This window comes from Streptomyces thioluteus, assembly GCF_039535865.1.
In genome coordinates, this window is sequence record NZ_BAAAXZ010000010.1 from 1 (window position 1) to 21,561 (window position 21,561).

Sequence of the window (21,561 nt, forward strand, 5' to 3'; positions counted from 1 at the left end):
GCATGAAGCGGATCCGCTCCACCGGATAGTCGGTGTCGATCGGCAGATACGCGGCCCCCGCCTTCCACACCGCAAGTACCGCAACAATCAGTTCCGGTGACCGTGGCAACGCCAGAGCCACCAACTGCTCCGGCCCCACACCCCGCTCCACCAGCAGCCGCGCCAAACGATTCGCCCGCGCGTTCAACTCACCGTAGGAGTAAACGACACTGCCATCACCCGAGACGACCGCCACCGCATCCGGCGCCTCCGCAACCCGCGCCTCGAACACACCGGACGCCGTACCCTCCGGCACCCCCACCACCGAGCCGCTGCTCCACACCCCCACCACACGCTCACGCTCATCAGCCGACAGCAGACCGACCGAGCCGACCCGCCGATCGGCATCCTCGGCCACAGCCGTCAGCAGGCGGACCAGGCGTCCGGCGACGGCGGTGACGGCATCGTGATCGAAGCGGTCGGTGCGGTAGTCGAGGCGGAGCTTGAGGACATCGCCGGGGGCGACGGCCAGGCTCAGCGGGTAGTGGGTGGCGTCGCGGCCTTCCGTGGCCGCGATCCGGAGGCCGGCCGGCCGGCGGTCGGCGGAGGTGCCGCGGTCGGCGGGGAAGTTCTCGACGGCCACGACCGTGTCGAACGCGTCGCCGAGACCGGCGGCCCGCTGGATCTCGGTCAGGCCCAGGTGCTGGTGCGGCAGCAGGGCACCCTGCTCACTGTGGACCCGCGCGGCCAGGTCGGCCCACGTGTCCCCCGCGTCCATCCGCACCCGCACGGGAACGGTATTGATGAACAGGCCGATCATGCTCTCGATACCGGGGACCTCGGGTGTCCGTCCCGAGACCACGGCACCGAAGACCACGTCGTCCTGCCCGGTCATCCGGCCGACGAGCACACCCCACGCACACTGCACCAGCGTGTTGAGGGTCACGCCCAGCCGACGGGCCTGGGCCTGGAGCGTCGCCGTGGTCTCCTGCGGGAGATGGGTGACGAAGCTTTCCGGCAAGGCCGGTGCCGTGCCGTCGGGGACCGCGGCAGCGGCCGGAGCGGCCAGCAGGGTGGGCTCCGCACCGGCGAGTGCGGCGGTCCAGGCTTCGCGTGCGCCGTCACGGTCCTGCTCGGAGAGCCAGACCAGGTATTCGCGGTAGGGCGTGACGGGAGGAAGGACGCTGTCGTCCCCCTTGGCGTCGTACAGGGCGAGCAGTTCGCGCACCATGAGGGGCGCCGACCAGCCGTCGACGAGCACATGGTGCTGGGTGATGACCAGCCGGCTGCGGTCGGCCGCGCCCTCACCGCCTCGGTGCCTGATCAGCGCCATGCGCAGCAGCGGCGGGCGTTCGAGGTCGAACCGCCGGACCCGCTCGGCGTCGGCGAACACCCGCAGTTCGGCTTCGGCTTCCGCGGCGGGCAGACGGGAGAGGTCGAGCTCTTCCCAGGGGCAGCTCGACGTCTCGCGCGACGACCTGGACCGGCTGGTCGAGGTCGTCGATCCAGAACGCGGCTCGCAGATTCGCATGCCGGTCGAGGAGGGCCTGACCGGCGGCGCGCAGGGCCCCGGCGTCCACGGCGCCCTCGAAGTCGAGGATCAGCTGTACGGCGTAGACATCCGGTCCCTCGCCGTCGAGAAGGGCGTGGTAGACCAGCCCTTCCTGCAGCGGCGACAGCGGCCAGACGTCCTCGAGCTCATGCGACATGGCTGATCCACTCTCCGTACTCGGGCGCTATTCGTGTCGGACCGGCCCAGGAAAGGCCCGCTATCACTCCACCGGCACCGGGCGCCGCGGCCGGCCGGCCGCCGACTTCCGGGTCGGCTCGGGGAACTGCGGAGAACCGATCATCTCCGCTCGGCACACACCGGTCGCAAATGTCCTGCGCAGTCGCGCATGAAAGGAAGGCCGGGATGCGTACCGTCGGTACGGACCAAGGCATTCGGAAAGGAAGTCACCTCGGACGGCTCGCCCGATCGGCAAGGGGCGACAGCCCTCCAATGATCCTGGCATGCCTGTGAGTTCTCCCCCCGAGAAAGTCTTTCCACGGCTTCGCTCTCCCCGTGCTGAAAGTCCTTCTCGGCCACGCGGCGCTGAGCCTGGCCAGACGCTACTACAGCGGCTGGAACCTGTCACCCGCGATGCCTGCCGTCTCATCGAACCGCCCAGCTCAGAGCCCGTTTTGACACCACGTAGGGCGGATCGGGACCACTCGCGTTGTGGCGCATTCAACACGGTCGGGGTCATCGCCCGCCGAACCCCGGGTGCCACACTGACAACGCCTGTGGGACCGTGTGCCGCGGCATGGCGCGATGTGTAACCATGCAGGAAGTTCCGGCGAGTGACCGCGGGTGAGTGCAAGTCGCTGCGGGGGGGCCTGGAGTGCCGGATCTACTGGATGAACAATGGCCTTTGACCGCCGCCCAGTTGGGAGTCTGGTTCGCCGCTTCCCTGGGCCCCGGCGGCTCGGTCTACAACGTCGGTGAGCGCGTCGAGATTCACGGACCGGTCGATCCGGACATTCTCGAGAAAGCGCACCGGATTGTCCTCGAAGAAGCAGAGGCTCTGCGGCTCGCCATTGCCGAAGGTCCGGACGGTCCGATGCAGACCCTCAGCGCCGGCCACGTGCCCGTTCGGCGGCTGGACTTCACCGGACAAATGGATCCGAACGCGGCTGCCGAGGCGTGGATGCGGTCGGACATGGACACCTCATTCGACCTCGCGCAGGGGCCGCTGTATGCGCCCGCACTGCTCACAGTCGGCCCGAACCTCCACATTCTGTACAGCCGTTATCACCACGTCGTCATGGACGCCTGGAGTTCCGCGCTGATCACCCGGCGCACCGCCCAGGTCTACTCGGACATGGCGGCGGGCCAGCCGGACGGCGGCACTCCGCTTCCTTCGTTCCATAACCTGCTGGAACGCGACGGACGTTATCGGGATTCGGAGGAGTACGAAGCCGACCGCCGGTACTGGCTCAAGCGTCTGCGCGGTGCACCCGACCCGGTGAGCCTTTCCGGTCGTCCCTACAGCAGGCCGGAGAGGAATTCTCGTAGGCGATCGCGCTCAGCGCCTCCCTTTCGGATCAGCTGCGTTCCGCCGCCACCCGACTCGGCGTCAGCTGGTCGGTACTCGGCAGTGGTCGCAACGGCCGCATTACGTCGGTGGCGTCACCGAAAGCGCATATCCGTGCGGACTCCGTGTCCGGCCGTCTGGACGAGGTCGAGCGCAATACCCGGGAATGACCGTCAACGTCGTCCGCTGCACGTCACGGTGCGGCCGGAACTGCCGCTGTCCAAACTGGCGAAGCAGGTCTGGGCCCAGACGACCCGCGCCTCCCGGCACAGCCGGTACCGCATGGAGGACCTGCGCCGGGAACTCACCTGGATGTCCGGGGAAAGCCTCCCCTACGGTCCCGTCGTCAATGTCATGGCATTCGACATACGACTCAACTTCGGCGGCCACCCGCGAAAGCGAGCAGCCTCCGCAGCGTTACACCGACGACTTCTCCGTCGCCTTCCACGAAGGCGCGCGCGACGGCGGAATCGAGGTGTACTTCGACGCCCAACGACCGCATGTACAGCCAGGAGGAACTGGACGCCCACGTCGCACGATTCCTGCTCTTCCTGGAGCGGATGGCTGATGCCCGCCCGGAGCAGCCGATCGGTTCCATCAGCCTGCTGTCGGCTGATGAGCGTGAGCGTGTGGTGGGGGTGTGGAGCAGCGGCTCGGTGGTGGGGGTGCCGGAGGGTACGGCGTCCGGTGTGTTCGAGGCGCGGGTTGCGGAGGCGCCGGATGCGGTTGGCGGTCGTCTCGGGTGATGGCGGTGTCGTTTACTCCTACGGTGAGTTGAACGCGCGGGCGAATCGTTTGGCGCGGTCTGCTGGTGGAGCGGGGTGTGGGGCCGGAGCAGTTGTGGCTCTGGCGTTTCCGCGGTCGCCGGAACTGGTGGTCGCGGTGCTTGCGGTGTGCAAGGCGGGGTGCGGCGTATCTGCCGGTGGACGCGACTATCCCGGCGGAGCGGGTACGCTTCATGCTCCAGGACTCGCGGCCGGCGTGGTGCTGGTGACTCGCCTCCGCGGCGCACGCTGCGGAGCTGCCGGCGAATGCCCTGCTGTCGTCCGTGGACGATGCGGTGGTCGAGAGACCCTGTCCCGCAGCGGACCTCGACGACGCGCGACTCGGCTGATTGCGCACCGGCTCGGCAGCATGCGGCGTACGTCATATATACAGTCGGGTTCCACGGGTGTGCCGAAGGGCGTGGTGACCCACCACACGGGTTGGTCAATCTCGTCCCTGCTCGAGGGCCAGGGGCTGATCGGCCCGGGTAGCTCGCGTACTCGCAATTTGCGCCTCACCGAGCTTCGAGCGCACGCCGCACGGAAATCTTCACCGCCCTCCTCTCCGGCGGAACACTCGTGGTGGCCGACGCCGAGCATCTCGCCCGGGATGACGCGCTGACGGCTCCTGACCGAGCGCCGGCGGTCACACACTGCACGCTGCCCCCGTCCGCACTGAGCGTCATGGACGCGACACGCATTCCACAGGCGATGACACTGGTCGTCGCAGGTGAGGCATGCGGCCCCGACACCGTCGAACGCTGGTCCGCCGGCCGACAGATGATCAACGCATACGGCCCCTCCGAGACAACCGTCTGCGCCACCATGAGCAAGCCCCTCTCCGGAGCCACCACCCCTCCCATCGGCCACCCGATCCCCAACGCCCGCACCTACGTACTCGACGCCGGACTCACCCCGGTACCCCCAGGAGTTCCCGGTGAGTTGTATGTGGCGGGGGCCGGTGTTGCGCGTGGGTATCTGAACCGGCCGGGGCTGACGGCGGGACGGTTCGTGGCGGACCCCTATGGTCCTGCTGGTTCCCGCATGTATCGCACCGGTGACCTGGTGCGCTGGAATGCCGATGGCACGTTGCAGTTCCTGGGGCGTGTGGACGACCAGGTGAAGCTGCGGGGCTTCCGTATCGAACTCGGCGAGGTCGAGGCCGCGTTGGCGGCCTGCCCCGGTGTGGTCAGTGCGGCTGCCCTGATTCGCGAGGACCGGCCGGGAGACCGGCGTCTGGTCGGCTATGTCGTGGGTGATGTTGACCCGGCGGTGGTTCGTGGTCGTCTGGGTGGGCGGTTGCCGGAGTACATGGTGCCGTCGGCTGTCGTGGTCGTGGATGCGTTGCCGTTGATGCCGAATGGGAAGCTGGACCGTAAGGCCCTGCCTGCGCCGGCCTATACGGTTCTGTCATCGCGGGCGCCGCGGGGTGCGCGGGAGGAGATCCTGGCCGGTCTGTTCGCGGAGGTCCTGGGTCTGGACCAGGTCGGTGTCGACGACAGCTTCTTCGAGCTCGGCGGGCACTCGCTCCTGGCGATGCGCCTGATCGGCCGCGTCCGCGCCGCGGTCGGGGCGGATCTGGCGATCCGGGATCTGTTCTCCGCTCCGACGGTGGCTGCTCTGGCCCGGGCGGTGGAAGCGGCGACGAGCCCTGTCGAGCGGCCGGCGCTGGTGCCGGGGGTGCGGCCGGAGCGGATACCGCTCTCGTTCGCCCAGCGCCGCCTGTGGTTCCTGCACCGTCTGGAGGGCCCCAGCGCGACGTACAACGTGCCGGTCGTCCTGCGCCTGTCCCGGGCCCTGGACACCGATGCCCTGCGGGCCGCGCTCCACGATGTGATCGCACGCCACGAAGCGTTGCGGACGGTCTTCCCCGACGTGGACGGCCAGCCCTACCAGGACATCCGTCCCGCCGCCGAGGCGCGGCCGGTGGTGACCGTCGAAACGGTCACGGACCTGGCGGCCGCGGTGGACCGCACGGTGCGGTACTCCTTCGACCTCGCCACCGAACTCCCCCTCCGCGCCGCCCTCTTCAACACCGGCGACCAGGAACACGTCCTGGTCCTGGTCATCCATCACATCGCCGGGGACGGCTGGTCCATGGGCCCCCTCGCCCACGACCTCGGCACCGCCTACACCGCCCGCACCACCGGCCAGGCCCCGCAATGGGAACCCCTGCCGGTCCAGTACGCCGACTACACCCTCTGGCAACACCAACTCCTCGGCCACGAAAACAACCCCGACAGCCTCCTCACCACACAACTCGGCTACTGGAAACAGACCCTCGCCGGCCTCCCCGACCGCATCGACCTCCCCACCGACCACCCTTACCCCGAACAGGCCGGATACGACGGCGCATCCATCCCGGTCCAGATCGACGCCGAACTGCACCAGGCCCTGACCGCCCTGGCGCGCGCTCCCGCCAGACGACGGTGTTCATGGTGTTGCAGGCCGCCCTGGGCGTGCTCCTGCACCGCCTCGGCGCCGGAACCGACATCCCCATCGGCACCCCGGTCGCGGGCCGCGACGAGGAGGAACTCGACGACCTGGTCGGCTTCTTCGTCAACACCCTCGTCCTGCGCACCGACCTCTCCGGCGACCCCACCTTCGCCGAACTCCTCGACCGCGTCCGCGAGACGAACCTCAGCGCCTACGCCCACCAGGACGTGCCCTTCGAGAGCCTCGTCGAGGCGGTCAACCCGACACGGTCCCTCGCGCACCACCCCCTCTTCCAGGTGACCCTGGCTTTCAACAACACGCCGCCCACCAGCGTGGACTTCCCGGCGGTGGACGCCGTGCGCGAGTTCGCCGATGTTCAGGCGGCCCGCATGGACCTCACGGTCAACATGGCCGAGCGGCAGGGCGAGGACGGTGTCCCCGACGGGATCGGCGGTGTGATCACCTACCGCACCGACCTGTTCGAGCAGGCCACGGTGACCGCTCTGGCAGAGCGGCTGCTGCGGGTGCTGCGCACGGTCGTGGCCGATCCCGCCCAGCACGTCGGCGCGGTCGGCGTCCTGTCCGAGGACGAGCGGCACCGCCTCCTCACGGAGTGGAACGACACCGTTGTGTCCGCCCCGCCCGGCACGCTCCCGGAGCTGTTCGAGGCCCAGGTTCGGGCAACGCCGGACGCCACCGCCCTCGTCGCCGACGGCGTGCACGTCACGTACGCGGACCTCAACGCCGGCGCCAACCGTCTCGCCCGGATGCTGGCCGAGCGCGGCGTGGGCCCCGAGCACATCGTCGCCCTCGCCCTGCCCCGCTCACCGGAACTGATCGTCGCGCTGCTCGCGGTGCTCAAGGCGGGCGCGGCGTACCTGCCGATCGACACCGAGTATCCGGTCGACCGCATCCGCTTCATGGTCCAGGACGCCCGCCCCACCCTCGTTCTGACCCACACCACCGCCGCCGGCCTCTGGTCCGACGACACCCCGGCCGTCTTCCTCGACGACCCCGCCCTCCAGGGCCGGTTGGCCGGGCTCGACGCGACCGACCCGGCCACGGCACCCGACCCCGCCCACCCCGCGTACGTCATCTACACCTCCGGCTCCACCGGCACCCCCAAGGGCGTCACCGTCCCGCACGAGGCGGTGGTCGACTACCTGCGCGACACCCGCCGCCGCTACACGGGGGCCCGGGGGACGGCGCTGCTGCACACGTCCCTGTCCTTCGACCTCTCGATCACCGCGCTCTTCACCCCGCTCGTCTCGGGCGGCCGCGTGGTCCTCGCGGAGCTGAAGGGCGGCGGCGTCGAGGACAACGAGGAGATACGTTCCCTCGGCTGCGACTTCCTCAAGGCCACGCCCAGCCACCTGGCTCTGCTCGATGGTCTTCCCGAGGAGGTGTCCCCGCGCAAGGAACTGCTGCTCGGCGGTGAGGCCCTGCTCGGGGAGACGCTGCGGAAGTGGCGCACCGGGCACCCGGACGTGACCGTCCTGAACGTGTACGGCCCGACCGAGGCCACGGTGAACTGCACCGAGTTCAGGATCGAGCCGGGCGACGAACTGCCGGACGGCCCGGTCCCGATCGGGCGCCCGATGGCCAACACCCGGGTGTACGTGCTGGACGCGGGCCTGCGCCCGGTGCCGCCCGGCGTGCCCGGCGAGCTGTACGTGGCGGGCGTGTGCCTGGCGCGGGGCTATCTGCGGCGGCCCGGACTGACCGGCCTGCGGTTCGTCGCCGACCCGTACGGGCCCGCCGGGTCCCGGATGTACCGCACCGGCGACCTGGCGCGCTGGAACGACGACGGCACCCTCGTCTTCCTGGGCCGCGCCGACGACCAGGTCAAGCTGCGCGGCTTCCGCATCGAACTCGGCGAGATCGAGGCGGCGTTGACCGGCTGCGCCCGGGTGGCGCGGGCGGCCGCGGTGGTGCGCGAGGAGCAGGAGGGGGGACCGCCGTCTGGTCGGCTACGTCGTCCCGGAGGCCGGCGGAAGCGTCGACGTCGCCGAGGTACGGGACCGGCTGGCGGAGCGGCTGCCGGAGTACATGGTGCCGTCCGCGGTCGTCGTCCTCGACGGGCTGCCGCTGACCTCCAACGGGAAGCTGGACCGCAAGGCCCTGCCCGCCCCCGACTACACCGCCGACACCGGCGGCGGCACCGACGACCGGCCGGAGAAGCCGCCGCGCGGCCCGCGCGAGGAGATCCTCACCGGACTGTTCGCCGAGGTCCTCGGCATCGACCCCGAACGCGTCGGCGTCGACGACGACTTCTTCGACCTCGGCGGGCACTCCCTGCTGGCCGCCCGGGTCATCGGCCGCATCCGCAGCGCGATGGGCGCGCAACTCGGCATCAAGGCGTTCTTCGAATCGCCCACGGTGGGGGGGCCTGGCCCGGCTGCTCGGCGGCAGTACCGCCGTGCGCCCGCCGATCCTGCCCGCGGCGCGTCCGGAGCGGATGCCGCTGTCGTCCGCGCAGCGCCGGCTGTGGTTCCTGTACCGGCTGGAGGGTCCCAGCCCGACGTACAACGGCGCCGCGGTGCTCCGTATCTCCGGTGCGCTGGACGCGGAGGCGCTGCGGGCGGCGCTGGGCGATGTGATGGCGCGGCACGAGGCCCTGCGCACGGTCTTCCCGGAGGCGGACGGCCGGCCGTACCAGCACGTCCGTCCGGCCGCCGAGGTCCGGCCCGAGGTGGCCGTCGAGTCGCTCGGCGAGGGGGAGCTGGCGGCCGCGGTGGACCGCGCCGTTCGCCACCCCTTCGACCTGGCGACCGAACTGCCCCTCAGGGCCTCGCTGTTCACCGTCGGCGAGCAGGATCACATGCTGGTCCTGGTGATCCACCACATCGCCGGGGACGGCTGGTCGATGGGCCCGCTGTCCCGCGACCTGAGCGCGGCCTACGCCGCGCGGCTCGCGGGCCGGGCCCCGGCGTGGACGCCGTTGCCGGTCCAGTACGCGGACTACACCCTGTGGCAGAACCGGCTTCTCGGCGACGAGAACGACCCGGAGAGCCTGCTCGCCGCGCAGGTCGGTTACTGGCGCGAGGCCCTGGCGGGGATTCCGGAGCGTCTGGAGCTGCCGACGGACCGTCCGTATCCGGAGCAGGCCGGGAACGACGGCGGTGCGGTTCCGGTGCGGGTGGACGCCGAGCTGCACCGGGCGCTGATCGGGCTGGCGCGGTCGCGGCAGACGACGGTGTTCATGGTGTTGCAGGCCGCTCTGGGTGTGCTGTTGCACCGTCTCGGGGCGGGGGTGGACATTCCGATCGGTACGCCGGTGGCGGGTCGTGGTGAGGAGGAGCTCGACGATCTGGTCGGCTTCTTCGTCAACACCCTCGTTCTGCGCACCGATCTGTCCGGCGATCCGACCTTCGCCGAACTCCTGGACCGCGTCCGCGAGACGGACCTGAACGCGTACGCCCATCAGGACGTGCCCTTCGAGAGTCTCGTCGAGGCGCTCAACCCGACGCGGTCCCTGGCCCATCACCCGCTCTTCCAGGTCATGCTCGCCTTCAACAGCAACCCGCGTGGCGAGCTCTCCTTCGCCGGTGCGAAGGCGACCCCGCAGGAGGCCCGTATCGGGGCCGCGCGGATGGATCTGACGGTCCACCTGGCCGAGCGGCACGGCGGGGACGGGTCCCCGGACGGGATCGTCGGATCGGTCGCGTACCGCACCGATCTGTTCGAGCAGGCCACGGTGGCCGCTCTGGTGGAGCGGCTGCTGCGGGTGCTGCGCACGGTCGTGACCGATCCTTCCCAGCACGTCGGCGCGCTCGACGTCCTGTCCGAGGACGAGCGGCACCGGGTGCTGGAGGAGTGGAACGACACGGCCACGCCCGTGCCCTCCGCCACCGTGCCCGAGCTGTTCCGGGCCCGGGCCGAGGCCGCTCCGGGTGCGACCGCCCTGATCGCCGACGGCGTGCACGTCACGTACGCCGAGCTCGACGCCCGTGCCAACCGTCTCGCCCGGCTGCTGTCCGAGCGAGGCGTGGGCCCCGAGCACATCGTCGCGCTCGCGCTGCCCCGTTCGCCGGAGTTGGTCGTGGCGCTGCTCGCGGTGCTCAAGGCGGGGGCTGCGTATCTGCCGATCGACACCGGGTATCCGGTGGAGCGGATCCGGTTCATGGTCGAGGACGCCCGTCCGACCCTCGTCCTGACGCGTACGGCCACCGACGGCCTGTGGGCGGACGGGACGTCCGCGCTCTACCTCGACGAGCCCGCCGTCCAGGGCCGGTTGGCCGGGCTCGACGCGACCGATCCGGCCACGGCACCCGACCCCGCCCACCCGGCGTACGTCATCTACACCTCGGGCTCCACCGGCACCCCCAAGGGCGTCACCGTCCCGCACTCCGGAGTCGTCAACCGCCTGCGCTGGATGCAGTCCGAGTACGGTCTCGGGGCCGACGACCGGGTGCTGCAGAAGACACCGGCCGGATTCGACGTTTCCGTATGGGAGTTCTTCTGGCCGCTGATCCAGGGCGCGACCCTGGTCCTGGCGAAGCCCGACGGGCACAAGGACGCCCGCTACCTGGCCGGACTCGTGGAGAGCGAGGGCGTCACCACGGCGCACTTCGTGCCGTCGATGCTCGACGCGTTCCTGAACGAACCGTCGGCCGCGCGCTGCACGTCCCTGCGGCGGGTGTTCTGCAGTGGCGAGGCGCTGCCCGCCCGTCTGGTGACGCGCTTCCACGCGGTGCTGCCCGCGCATCTCCACAACCTGTACGGGCCGACGGAGGCGACGGTCGACGTCACGTACCACCCGTGCACCGCGGACGGCGACCCCCACATCGCCCCGCCGATCGGTCGTCCGATCGCGAACACGCGGGTGTATGTGCTGGATTCGGGGTTGCGTCCGGTGCCGCCGGGTGTGGTGGGTGAGTTGTATCTGGCGGGTGCGGGTCTGGCGCGTGGGTATCTGAAGCGGCCGGGTCTGACGGCGGAGCGGTTCACGGCGGATCCGTACGGTCGGGCGGGTGCGCGGATGTATCGCACGGGTGACCGGGCGTCGTGGAACGTGGACGGTACTCTGCGCTATCTGGGGCGTACGGACGATCAGGTCAAGCTGCGTGGCTTCCGTATCGAACTGGGTGAGGTCGAGGCGGCGTTGGCGGCCTGTCCGGGTGTGGTGAGTGCTGCTGTCGTGATCCGTGAGGACCGGCCCGGTGACCACCGTCTGGTGGGCTACGCGGTGACCGGGGAGGGCGTGGCCCTCGACCAGCACGAGGTGCGGGCGCAGTTGGGCCGGCGTCTGCCCGAGTACATGGTGCCCACGGCCGTCGTCTCGCTCGACGGGCTGCCGTTGACGCCCAACGGGAAACTCGACCGCAAGGCACTGCCCGCGCCCGACCGTACCGTCGGCACCTCCGGCCGGGCGCCGCGGAACGGCCGTGAAGAGGCGCTCGCCGTGCTCTTCGCCGAGGTCCTCGGCCTGGAGTCGGTCGGCATCGACGACAACTTCTTCGATCTGGGCGGCCATTCGCTGCTGGCCACGCGCCTCGTCGGGCGCATCCGCACGGTCATCGGCGCGGAGGTCGACCTGCGGACGGTCTTCACCAGGCCGACGGTGGCGGAGCTGGCCGAGAACCTCACGAGCCCGGGGAGGGCCAGGCCCAAGCTGCGGCCGCGGCCGCGCGGGACGACATGAGCGGGGCCCGGCCGGCGGCCGGGAGCAGAACGAGCCGGACCATCCGTAGCGCCGGAAGGCACAGGGAACAGAGGAGAATTGGCGTGAGCGAGTCGAGCGACTGGACGCCTCATGTGGTGACGCCGGACACCGCGGGGGTGACGGCGAACCACGAGGGTCTGCTGGCGGCGATCGGCGACACGGCGGGCACAGCCGAGCTGCTGCTCGCGAAGAAGGCCCTCGTCTTCCGCGGCTTCGGCACGTCGAAGGAGCAGGTCGACTCGGCGCTCGACCTGATGCTGCCGAACCGCCTCTCGTACATCCACGGCAACTCGCCCCGCACCAAGGTGGGCAGCAACGTCTACACCTCGACCGAGTATCCGGCCGAGTTCACCATCTCGATGCACAACGAGCTGTCCTACGCCCGCCGTTGGCCGTCCCGGCTCGCCTTCTACTGCGAGCGGCAGCCCGCCACCGGAGGCGCCACCCCGGTGGTCGACGGCACGCTGTGGCTGAACTCGCTGGACGAGGAGGTCAGGGCCGCCTTCGGCAAGGGGATCCGCTACACGCAGAACCTGCACAGCGGGGCCGGCTTCGGCAGGAGCTGGCAGGACACCTTCGAGACCTCCGACAAGGACGAGGTCGAGGCGCACCTCGCGGACGCCGACGTCACCTGGGAATGGAAGGCGGACGGCGGCATCCGGCTCACGCAGCTGCGCCCCGCCACGGTGCGGCATCCGGTCACCGGCGACGAGGTCTGGTTCAACCAGTTCGACCAGTGGCACCTCGCCGGCCTCGACGCCGACACCGCGACGATGCTCTCCGAGCTGATGCCGGAGGACGAGCTGCCGCAGTCGGTGACGTTCGCCGACGGCACTCCCATTCCCGACGCGTACGTGGCGCACGTACGCGACAACGGCCTCGCCTCGGCCGTGGACGTGGACTGGCACGACGGCGATCTGCTGCTGATCGACAACGTGGCCGTGGCGCACGGCCGCCGCCCGTACACGGGACCGCGCCGCGTCCTGGTGGCCATGTCCGGGTGACGTGAGCCTTCCGGATACGGATCCGGAGCCGTATCCACATCGCGCGGGGACAGACCGGCGCTAGAGCTGCTGCTGTGACAGAGGGGAACGCGAGAAAAATGGTGCCGTTGTCGTTTGCGCAGCGTCGGTTGTGGTTCCTGTACCGCTTCGAGGGTCCGAGCCCGACGTACAACGTGCCGGTGGTCCTGCGTCTGTCCGGTGCGCTGGACGCGGAGGCGTTGCGGGCGGCGCTGGGTGATGTGGTGGCGCGGCACGAGGCGCTGCGGACGGTGTTCCCTGATGTGGACGGGCAGCCGTACCAGGACATCCGTCCGGTCGCCGAGGCGCGGCCGGTGGTCGAGACCGGGACGGTTGCCGAGGCGGAGCTCGCGGACGCGGTGGACCGCGCCGTGCGGTACTCCTTCGACCTGGCCTCCGAACTGCCCGTCCGCGCAGCCCTGTTCACCGTCGCCGACGCCGTGGACGAGCACGTTCTGGTGCTGGTGATCCATCACATCGCGGGGGACGGCTGGTCGATGGGCCCGCTGTCCCGTGATCTGAGCGCGGCGTACGCGGCCCGGTGCGCGGGGCGGGCCCCGGACTGGGAGCCGTTGCCGGTCCAGTACGCGGACTACACCCTGTGGCAGCGCGAGTTGCTGGGGGCTGCGGAGGTAGGGAAGACCGGAGCAGCCTGCCTCGCAGCCCAGTTAGGCTATGGAAGCCAGTGGCCTTGGCAGCGGCTCCGGAGAAGCCTTCGAACACTGCCCAACGAACCGCCCCTAACCCCCCCCGGAGGCAGGCCAGGCAACGCGGCGGCGCGGTTGGTGTTATCGGTGCAGATCGACGCCGAGCTGCACCGCGGCGATGACCGTCATGGCCCCGACTCCCGCGAGGAACGACTGGGTGGTTCATGGTTGATTGCAGGCACGCTATGGGCGTGCGCTTGACACCGCCTCGGCGCCGGGACGGAAATCCCGCATCGGAACACGGCCGGTCGCGGGGAGTGGTTGAGGAGGAGCTCGACGACCTTTTGATCGGCTTTCCTGCGTCAAACACCCGGTCAATGCGCCCGAACTGTCCGGCGACCCGACCTTCGGTTCACGTGAAATCTCTTGAGACCCGTTGCATGTCTCGCCGAAGACCGAACACTCAAGACTTAACGCCCACCACCAGGAGGCATTCCCCTTCGGAGCCCTCGACGAGTGCACCGCGTCAATCCAGATCACTGGTCCTGGGGCCCATCACTCAGCTCTTCCAGGTCATTGTGGCCTTCACACAACAACACCCCCGGGCACCCGCGCCGGACCGGAGTCGGGCTCATGACGCCGTCCACCCCAGACCGTACCCGGCCTCCAGTGCGCCCGGGTATGGATCTGTCCGTCCAGACTTCGCCGAACCGGCAGGACGCCGACGGCGCGCGGCGGGAGTACAAACGGCGTGATCTCTCTACCGCACCCGACCTGTTCGATCCACGGCAACGGTCACCGCCATGGCCGAGCGGCCGGATCCCGCATTCTCAAGCGCGGTGCGCCGGAACCGGAAGTCGGCGCGTCGGGTCGTTCGGACCTGATGTCGGACGACGAGCGGCTAGGCTCGCCTCTGACGAGTGGAACCGACACGCACAGCACGTGCCGGGGACGTAGACGATGCTGTCCAGGCGCACGCGGCGTGCCTGCACCGCCCGACGCGAGTGCCCCTCATAGCTAGACGGCGTCCACATCTCGTATGCGGAGCCAACGGCCCGCGCCAACGGCGATAGCCCGGTATAGATGGTCGAGCAGAGGCGTCTGGCCCCGAGAGGAATCGTAGCCCTGGCATTACCCCGGTCCCCGAACTGTCTAACCGCGACTGCTCGCCCGTGCTCAAGACGGGCGACACGCCTATCTGCCGCTGGACAACCATCCTACACCTGGCCCGAACCGCAATCCGCTTCATGATGCCGGGACGCCCGCCCCGGCCTCGTCCTGGCCACTCGGCCACCAGCCGGCATCCTGCCGGAAGCAGGACGGACACGGCCGTCGTCGTCCTCGACGACCCCGCGGGTCCGGAGAGCGCCTGCGGGGAGTCTGAGAGCGTCCGACCTCACGACGCAGACCGGGGTCACCGCCCAGGATCCAAGACAGCACCCGGAGTACGTCGTCTACACCTCGGGGTCGACCGGCACCCCCAAGGGCAGTCACCGTCCAGACAACGGGGATGGCCAACTTCGCCGCTCGCGCAGAGCGAGCGGTGGGGGAATTCAGGCCCCGGCTCTGCAGGAGTGCTGCGTTACTGTCGCTACAAGCTCCGAAAGACGTGCCGCAGTCGGAGTTCTGTGCACCGGCCCCGCTGACGGCGCCGCGCCGTACTGGAGACGCCTGGAGACGCCGCTTACACGCCCGGCCCGGACCTCCTCAGAAACTCCTGGGCGGAGCGAACGAGGGTAATGAACAACCCCACTGCACACGCGGCTACCGTCACGGTGGTGCTGAGGGTGCTGTCGAGGAGGCGGATTGCCGAGAGGGATGACGCTGAATCGTCGGCGGACTGAGGCCCTCGGTGCCGGAGCTCGGGAACGTGGTCGCGCGGCGGCCGTTGTTCAACGCCTCTACGGTTCCGACGGAGGACCACGGTGTGCGCGACGTTGAGCGAGGTCGCCGTCGGCTGGTCGTCGTGACGCCGATCGGCCGTCCGAGTCGCCAACGTGCGGACGTTACGTCCTGGACAGGCGGGCTGTCCCCGGTGCCTCCGGGGTGCCCGTTAGTGGGAGCTGTAGTGACCCGGGGCCGGTTGTCCGCGCGCGGCTATCTGAAGCCGGCCGGGGCTGACCGCGGAGCGCTTCGTCGCCGACACGTACGGGCCCGCCGGGTCCCGCATGTATCGCACCGGCGACCTGGTGCTGTGCGAACGCCGACGGAACGCTTGCAGTTCCTGGGCCGTGCCGACGACCAGGTGAAGCTGCGGGGCTTCCGCATCGAACTCGGCGAGATCGGGCGGCGTTGAGCGCGTGCCCCGGCGTGACGAGCGCCGCGGCCGTGATCGTGAGGACCGGCCGGGCGACCGGCGCCTGGTCGGCTATGTCGTGCCCGACGGCCCCGTCGACGCGGGCCGGGTCAAGCAGGCCGTCGCCGCCCGGCTGCCCGAGTACATGGTGCGTCGGCCGTGGTGGTCGTGGACACGCTGCCCCTGACGCCCCACGGGAAGCTGGACACAAGCCCTGCCCGCCCACCCACTACACCCGCACGACCCCCGCCCGCGCTCCCGCACCCCGCTGGAGAAGCACTCACCGCCCTCTTCGCCGACGTCCTCGCATCGACGCCGGCCGGGTCGGCGTCGACGACGGTTCTTCGCCCTCGGCGGCGACAGCATCAGCTCCATCGTCCTGGTCACCCGGGCCCGCGAGCACGGCCTCGACCTCTCGCACCGCGACGTCTTCAGCACCAGACACCCGAGGCGCTGGCCGCAGGGTGCGGCCGTTGACGGACGCCGGCGCGACGCGCCGGAGACGGACGACGGCACCGGCCCGGTGCCTCTGACACCCGTGATGCACTGGCTCCTCGAACCCGGCCCACCCCTTCGACGCACTCCACCAGTCCATGCTGGTGCAGGTGCCGGCCGGCATCGGTCGCGCACGGCCTCGGCGAGGCGCTACTGCAGGCGCTCGTCGACCACCACGAGACATGCTGCGGGCCCGCATCGTGCGGCAGGACGAGGGCGGACGCGGAAGGCGATGTGCAGGGCGGCGCAGGCTGGGCGCTCAGACGCTACCCGCACGGCACGGTGCCGCGCTGTGTCGAGCCGCCACCTCACCGGGTGGAGCGACCGCCGGTCTCGACGACGAGCGCCGGCACGCGAACTCCTCGTCCACCACGCGGCAACAGGCACGGGACCGGCTGGGCGCCGCGCGACGCGGTCATGCTAGCAGGCCGTCTGGTTCGACAACGGCCCCGTAGAGCCGTGCCGGTTGCTGCTGACGATCCTATGCATACTGGTGGTGGACAGGCGTCTCCTGGCGCATCCTGCCTCACCCGACCTCGCCGCCGCGGGCAACGCTGTACTCGCGGGAAGAAGCCGGAGTTGGCGCCGGTCGGCACCTCGTTCCGGCAATGGCGCCCGCAAGCTCACGGAACTGCGCCGGGAAGACCGGTCCACCACGACACTGCCGCAGTGGACCGAGATGCTGTCCCGGCCCGAACGCGCCTCCGGGCGCGCCCGACGCCGACGGCCGGCCCGCGCGCGACACCGCCGACTACGCTGGCCTCGTTGCGCGTCACCGTCCCGGCCGGACTCACCGAGGCACTATGCTGGGCCCGGGTGCCCGCCACACGCTGCCACTCCACCACCAACGAGGTGCTGCCTCACCGGGCTCGCCGTCGCCCTCGCCGCCCGGCACCGACGACCCCCGCCACACCGCCACCCTCGTCGAACTGGAGGGCCACGGCCGGCAGGACGCCTTCGTCGGCGCCGACACCGCCCCGTACCGTCGGCTGGTTCACCAGCACGGCGCGGTCCGGCTCGACCGTGAACACGTCCCGGCCACCGACCTCCGCACCGGCGGGCCCGCGGTCGGCCGCGGCCGCCTGCAACAGGTCAAGGAGCACGCTCCGCGCCGTCCCCGACAACGGATTCGCCTACGGACTGCTGCGCCACCTCAACCCGGAGACCGCCACCGGCCCTCGCCCAACTCGCGGTCCCCAGGTCTCCTGTCAACTACACGTCGGCCGCTTCACCGTGCCCTCCAGGGGCGCCGACACAAACCGGCCGTGGACTGGCAGCAGGTCCCCGGCAACCGTCGCTCGGCGGCCCTGGACCCGCGCATGGCGGGCCCCGCACCCGCTGATGATCAACGCCGTCACCGTCGACTCCTCCGACGGCTCCGAGCTGAGCGCCACCTTCACCGGGCCCGAGGCCCGCCTCACCCGCGACGCCGTCCAGGACCTCGCCGACGCCTGGCTGGCCGCGCTCGCCGCCATCGGCGCACACGCCGAGAGCCCCGCGCCCGCGGCCGCACCCCCAGCGACTCGACTCGTCGACTCACCCACCGGCAGATCGCCCGACTCGAGGACCACCACCCGAACTGGCCGACGTCTGGCCCTGTCGCCGCTCCAGGAAGGGATGCTCTTCCACTCCCTCGCCGACCAGCACGGGCCACACGAACGTCTACACCGTCCAGATGGCGCTGCGCCTCGACGGCTCCGTGGACGCAAGGCCCTGCGGGCGCGCGGGGACAGCGCATGCTGGAACGCCACACAAAACCTGCGGCGGGCGTTCCACACGAGGGCCTCGACCGACGGTCCAGATCATCGAGGACGGCACCGAGCTCCCTGGCAGGACGTGATCTGTCCGCACTCCCCGATGCCGATGCCGATGCCGCACTGGACGACTTCCTGACCGCCGAGCGGGCCGCGGCGCGCTTCGACCTGTCGCGGCGCCGCTCATGCGGTTCGCCCTGGTGCGCCTGGGCGGCGAACGCCACTCCACTGGTCGTCACCCAGCACCACATCCTCACGGACGCTGGTCCTCGACCCCATCCACATTCAATGAACTCCTCGACGCTGTACACGGCTCTACGCGTCCGGAGGGGACGACTCCGCCCTGCCCAGGACGACGCACTACCGCGCACTACCTGACACTGGCTCGCGGAGCAGGACCGGACGGCGGCGTGGGACCGCTGGAGCCGGGGACGATGGCAGGGGCCGAACGACGTACCTGGCCGTCCGCACCCGCCACGAAACGGGCTCCGCGCCCCTGCCCGAGCGGCTGTGCTGTCACACACTCGACGCGGGGACGACAGGGCGGCACTCCACGATAGCACACGTCAGGTCTCGCCGGGACGGCGTGACCTCAACACGCTGGTGCAGTATGTGCGTGGGGTGTGCTCGTCGGACCGGATGACCGGGCACGGACGACGTGGATCTCGTTGTGCCGTGCCGCATACTACGGGACGCTTACGCCGAGATTCACATGGTATCGAGAGAGCTCTGATCGGCTCTGTCATTCATCACCGTTCCGTCCGGGTAGCGGGAGTGGACGCAGACACGTGGAGCGGATCTCGCCGCACGCGTCAGGCCGAACAGGGTGCCCTGCCATGCTCCCACCAGCACCTGGGCATGACGGAGATCCAGCGCGGGCGGCGGGGCCCGGGCAACCTGTTCGACACCGTCGTCGCTTCGAGAACATACTGCGCCGACCGCCACCACCGGCCGTGGATCGAGGCCACCGGCTGCGGGTCACCCACGCGCAGCCACCGCCTACGACAAGCGCCACTACCGCTGAACCTCGTCGTCGTCCCACGGCCCACGGCTGCGCTGCTGCGTCTCGACTACACAGACACCGACAGCTGCACCCGCGCGCGACGCGGACGCGACTCCTCGACGACTCTGTACGGCTCCTGACGGCTGTGGCGGGCTGGTCGAGGACGCCGACCGGCGCGTCGCTCGTCGGTCTGCTGTCGGAATGATGCTGAGTGAGCAGTAGAGCGTCTCATGGGGTGGTGGGCGTGTGGGGTCTGTAGCTCGGTGGTGGGGGTGCCGGGGAGTACGGCGTCGGTGTGTTCGAGGCGCGGGTGCAGGAGTGCGCCGGATGCGGTGGCGGTCGTCTCGGCGTGGATGCGGGTCGTTACTCTACGAGTGAGTTGAACGAGCGGGCGGCACCCGCCCACACAACCCCCCGACCCGCCGATCGACCCCCAGCGAGCACCTCCACACCCCCGACGGACACGAAAAACATACCATCCAAACCCGTCCTCCCGAACCAAACGCGACCAACCCAAACCTCCCAGCGACACACCCCCACCTACCAGCGCCCACACGCCCTACCGAAGCGCGATCAGCCACCAGAGACACGCCGACCCACCCGAAACTAAAACCCTCCCACGACGAACCACACACAGGACGAGAAAACGCGAAAGCCACACAACTCAACCAAAGAAGAATAACAATGACACCCACAATCACGAGACCAAGACCCCACACCACAGACCAATCAACCAATCACAAAAAATAACCAACCATAGCAAACTCAATGCGAACCCTCAAAGCAAATAGCAAATACACCCACACCACCGTAAACAACCCACCCCGAACATCCCGACACGCCCACCCAAAGTTCACACAACGAACACCTGAAAGACCATACCAAGACCACGACAAACAACCAAGCAATACTCCCGCGAACCCCCCATCGAGGCACAACACACAGATTATCCCACAACGAGATCACCGAACACGCGAAAACGCAAACAAGCGCACACTGGTACAAAACCTCGACATAACCGAGAACACAAAAAAGACTAACGAGATCGACAACACCCCAAACAACACCAAGACCGCTCAACCACCCCAAAAACCAAGCCCGAATCGTTACACTAGAGAACGAGCGACTTCGACACAACAGCCCACCGAAACACCCCCAGCACAGGGGGGGTTGAACGAAGGTTGGGCGTGAAGGATGCGGTAGAAGGGGGTGGGGGGGGGGGGGGGGGGCGGGGGGGGTGCCGGACACGATACCAGTGGGTCCGGGGTAACGGAAGAGGGAGCGAAGGTGAAGGAGACAGGAAACGCCAGAATGGTAGGGGTGGGGGGCGCGGGGAGAGGGGAGGAGAAGAAATTTGAGGGGAGGGAGGGGGAATATGGAAGGAGGGAGCAAAAGGATAGGTAGGGCTAGGGGGGGAGAGACATAAGGCGACAGGATAGGCCATAATAACAAATGAAGGGAGAGAACGAGGCTGTCGGGGTGGGAGAGGTGCGGAGAGAGGGACGGGGAGGGGCAGGTGTGTTGAATTTGTTATCATGATAAGTGAAAGGGGGATGAGAAATCGTAGAGCGGAGGGAGGAAAGTCGGGGGATGAGTATGGGAGAGAAGAAAAGAACGAAAAAGCGAACCGAAGTTACAATACAACTGGAGCGGCCAGGGTCGGCTCACGCTTGATCCGCCTGCGGTGAAAGCCTTCAGAGTGTCGCCCTACCACATGTCCCTTGCCCTCCCTGGGGAGAGCTTGGAGGAGGGGCGAAGCGAGGGCGGGTGCGAGAGTTAGTCGATTGAATTGCGGTGCGGCTGCGAGGAGACCGCACCCCGAGCCGGGGACGGAGAGGTTTGGAGAAAGGGGGGCGAAGCGTGATGCACTGCTGTGTGTGGGGAGGATCCAAGCTCCGCTGATTGGGACGTCATCAAGACTGGGGGGAGAAGCCGGAGGAAAAGGATTCACGATCAAGCTGGGGGGAATCGTGAATGCCGGTTAGCGGGGAGGGAAGACGGAAAGGGACGGAGGGATAGGGGAGCGGCTACAGGCCGTGGTCGGGAAAGCGGGAATAGCGGAGAACAGCGGGACGAAACGTAAGATCTTAGGAACACCGTGAAAGGCTGAATGGTAAGGGTGCACCAGTGCCCACCTCCCATCCACCTTATCGGCGCGAATCTTTCCTATGATAACCACACCGGGAGCACTCTGGGATCAATATACAAGTAATTCTCATGTCTAAATGTCCAGATACGGCACAACCCTACCCCAAGGTAATGGCTAAAGGGCGAATCATCTGAAAGTACCAGACAGGGCGCCCGCGACGCGACTCAGGAGGCGGGACTCAACGAGACACCCCACGACCCGAGATCGTCGCGATCGATCAGCAAACAGCAAACAAGAGGTGGATTCAGACATGGCGGGGGGGGCAGCGGAATGC

General features: G+C 69.1%; 13 protein-coding genes and 3 pseudogenes. 12 read left to right on the forward strand and 4 right to left on the reverse strand.

The genetic code is table 11. From position 1 onward, the window contains the following. A partial coding sequence (locus tag ABD794_RS01150) for a condensation domain-containing protein (protein ID WP_425585894.1) occupies positions 1-1,372 on the reverse strand: 1,372 nt, incomplete at its 3' end. Beyond that, positions 1,284-1,688: a condensation domain-containing protein gene (locus ABD794_RS18450; protein ID WP_425585895.1), complete on the reverse strand. Its 405-nt coding sequence runs from the start codon at positions 1,686-1,688 to the stop codon at positions 1,284-1,286. The genes ABD794_RS18450 and ABD794_RS01150, both read right to left, overlap by 89 nt. Positions 1,689-2,363: 675 nt before the next feature. On the opposite strand from ABD794_RS18450, the pseudogene ABD794_RS18455 reads away from it, so the two are divergent. The 9 genes and pseudogenes from ABD794_RS18455 to ABD794_RS01200 form a co-directional block, all read left to right on the forward strand. After that, positions 2,364-2,972 (forward strand): annotated as a pseudogene (locus tag ABD794_RS18455) (condensation domain-containing protein); the annotation flags it as partial. 584 nt (positions 2,973-3,556) lie between these two features. Continuing rightward, positions 3,557-3,802 carry a hypothetical protein gene (locus ABD794_RS01165; RefSeq protein ID WP_344960421.1) on the forward strand — a complete coding sequence of 82 codons (246 nt, stop codon included), beginning with the start codon at positions 3,557-3,559 and terminating at the stop codon, positions 3,800-3,802. Next, positions 3,777-4,442 (forward strand): AMP-binding protein, encoded by a 666-nt coding sequence (locus ABD794_RS18460; protein WP_425585897.1) that lies wholly within the window; start codon positions 3,777-3,779, stop codon positions 4,440-4,442. The genes ABD794_RS01165 and ABD794_RS18460 overlap by 26 nt, the downstream gene beginning before the upstream one ends. After that, positions 4,364-8,635 (forward strand): annotated as a pseudogene (locus ABD794_RS18465) (amino acid adenylation domain-containing protein); the annotation flags it as partial. The gene ABD794_RS18460 and the pseudogene ABD794_RS18465, both read left to right, overlap by 79 nt. 40 nt (positions 8,636-8,675) lie before the next feature. Continuing rightward, positions 8,676-11,900, forward strand: coding sequence for a non-ribosomal peptide synthetase (locus ABD794_RS01180; RefSeq protein WP_425585896.1), 3,225 nt, complete (start codon positions 8,676-8,678; stop codon positions 11,898-11,900). 83 nt (positions 11,901-11,983) lie between these two features. Then, positions 11,984-12,925 carry a TauD/TfdA family dioxygenase gene (locus tag ABD794_RS01185; RefSeq protein ID WP_344960423.1) on the forward strand — a complete coding sequence of 314 codons (942 nt, stop codon included), beginning with the start codon at positions 11,984-11,986 and terminating at the stop codon, positions 12,923-12,925. A 101-nt stretch (positions 12,926-13,026) separates the two neighbouring features. After that, positions 13,027-13,566 (forward strand): annotated as a pseudogene (locus ABD794_RS01190) (condensation domain-containing protein); the annotation flags it as partial. A 2,092-nt stretch (positions 13,567-15,658) separates the two neighbouring features. Continuing rightward, positions 15,659-15,886 carry a hypothetical protein gene (locus tag ABD794_RS01195; RefSeq protein ID WP_344960425.1) on the forward strand — a complete coding sequence of 76 codons (228 nt, stop codon included), beginning with the start codon at positions 15,659-15,661 and terminating at the stop codon, positions 15,884-15,886. Between the two features lie 4 nt (positions 15,887-15,890). Beyond that, a complete protein-coding gene (locus ABD794_RS01200) occupies positions 15,891-16,073 on the forward strand; it encodes a hypothetical protein (RefSeq protein WP_344960427.1) in 183 nt (60 codons plus the stop codon). 93 nt (positions 16,074-16,166) lie between these two features. On the opposite strand, the gene ABD794_RS01205 is transcribed toward ABD794_RS01200, so the two are convergent. Then, positions 16,167-16,307, reverse strand: a complete 141-nt coding sequence (locus ABD794_RS01205; protein ID WP_344960428.1) for a hypothetical protein — start codon at positions 16,305-16,307, stop codon at positions 16,167-16,169. On the opposite strand from ABD794_RS01205, the gene ABD794_RS18470 reads away from it, so the two are divergent. Then, positions 16,266-16,805 carry a hypothetical protein gene (locus tag ABD794_RS18470; protein ID WP_425585898.1) on the forward strand — a complete coding sequence of 180 codons (540 nt, stop codon included), beginning with the start codon at positions 16,266-16,268 and terminating at the stop codon, positions 16,803-16,805. The two genes, ABD794_RS01205 and ABD794_RS18470, sit on opposite strands and share 42 nt — an antisense overlap. A gap of 436 nt (positions 16,806-17,241) precedes the next feature. Here ABD794_RS18470 and ABD794_RS01210 read toward each other — a convergent pair whose 3' ends face one another. Beyond that, positions 17,242-17,412 (reverse strand): hypothetical protein, encoded by a 171-nt coding sequence (locus tag ABD794_RS01210; protein ID WP_344960429.1) that lies wholly within the window; start codon positions 17,410-17,412, stop codon positions 17,242-17,244. Here ABD794_RS01210 and ABD794_RS01215 point away from each other — a divergent pair. Then, positions 17,405-18,274 carry a hypothetical protein gene (locus ABD794_RS01215; RefSeq protein WP_344960430.1) on the forward strand — a complete coding sequence of 290 codons (870 nt, stop codon included), beginning with the start codon at positions 17,405-17,407 and terminating at the stop codon, positions 18,272-18,274. The two genes, ABD794_RS01210 and ABD794_RS01215, sit on opposite strands and share 8 nt — an antisense overlap. A gap of 635 nt (positions 18,275-18,909) precedes the next feature. Continuing rightward, on the forward strand, positions 18,910-19,278 hold the full coding sequence (locus ABD794_RS01220) for a hypothetical protein (RefSeq protein ID WP_344960431.1): 369 nt from the start codon (positions 18,910-18,912) through the stop codon (positions 19,276-19,278). The last annotated feature ends 2,283 nt before the right edge of the window (positions 19,279-21,561 follow it).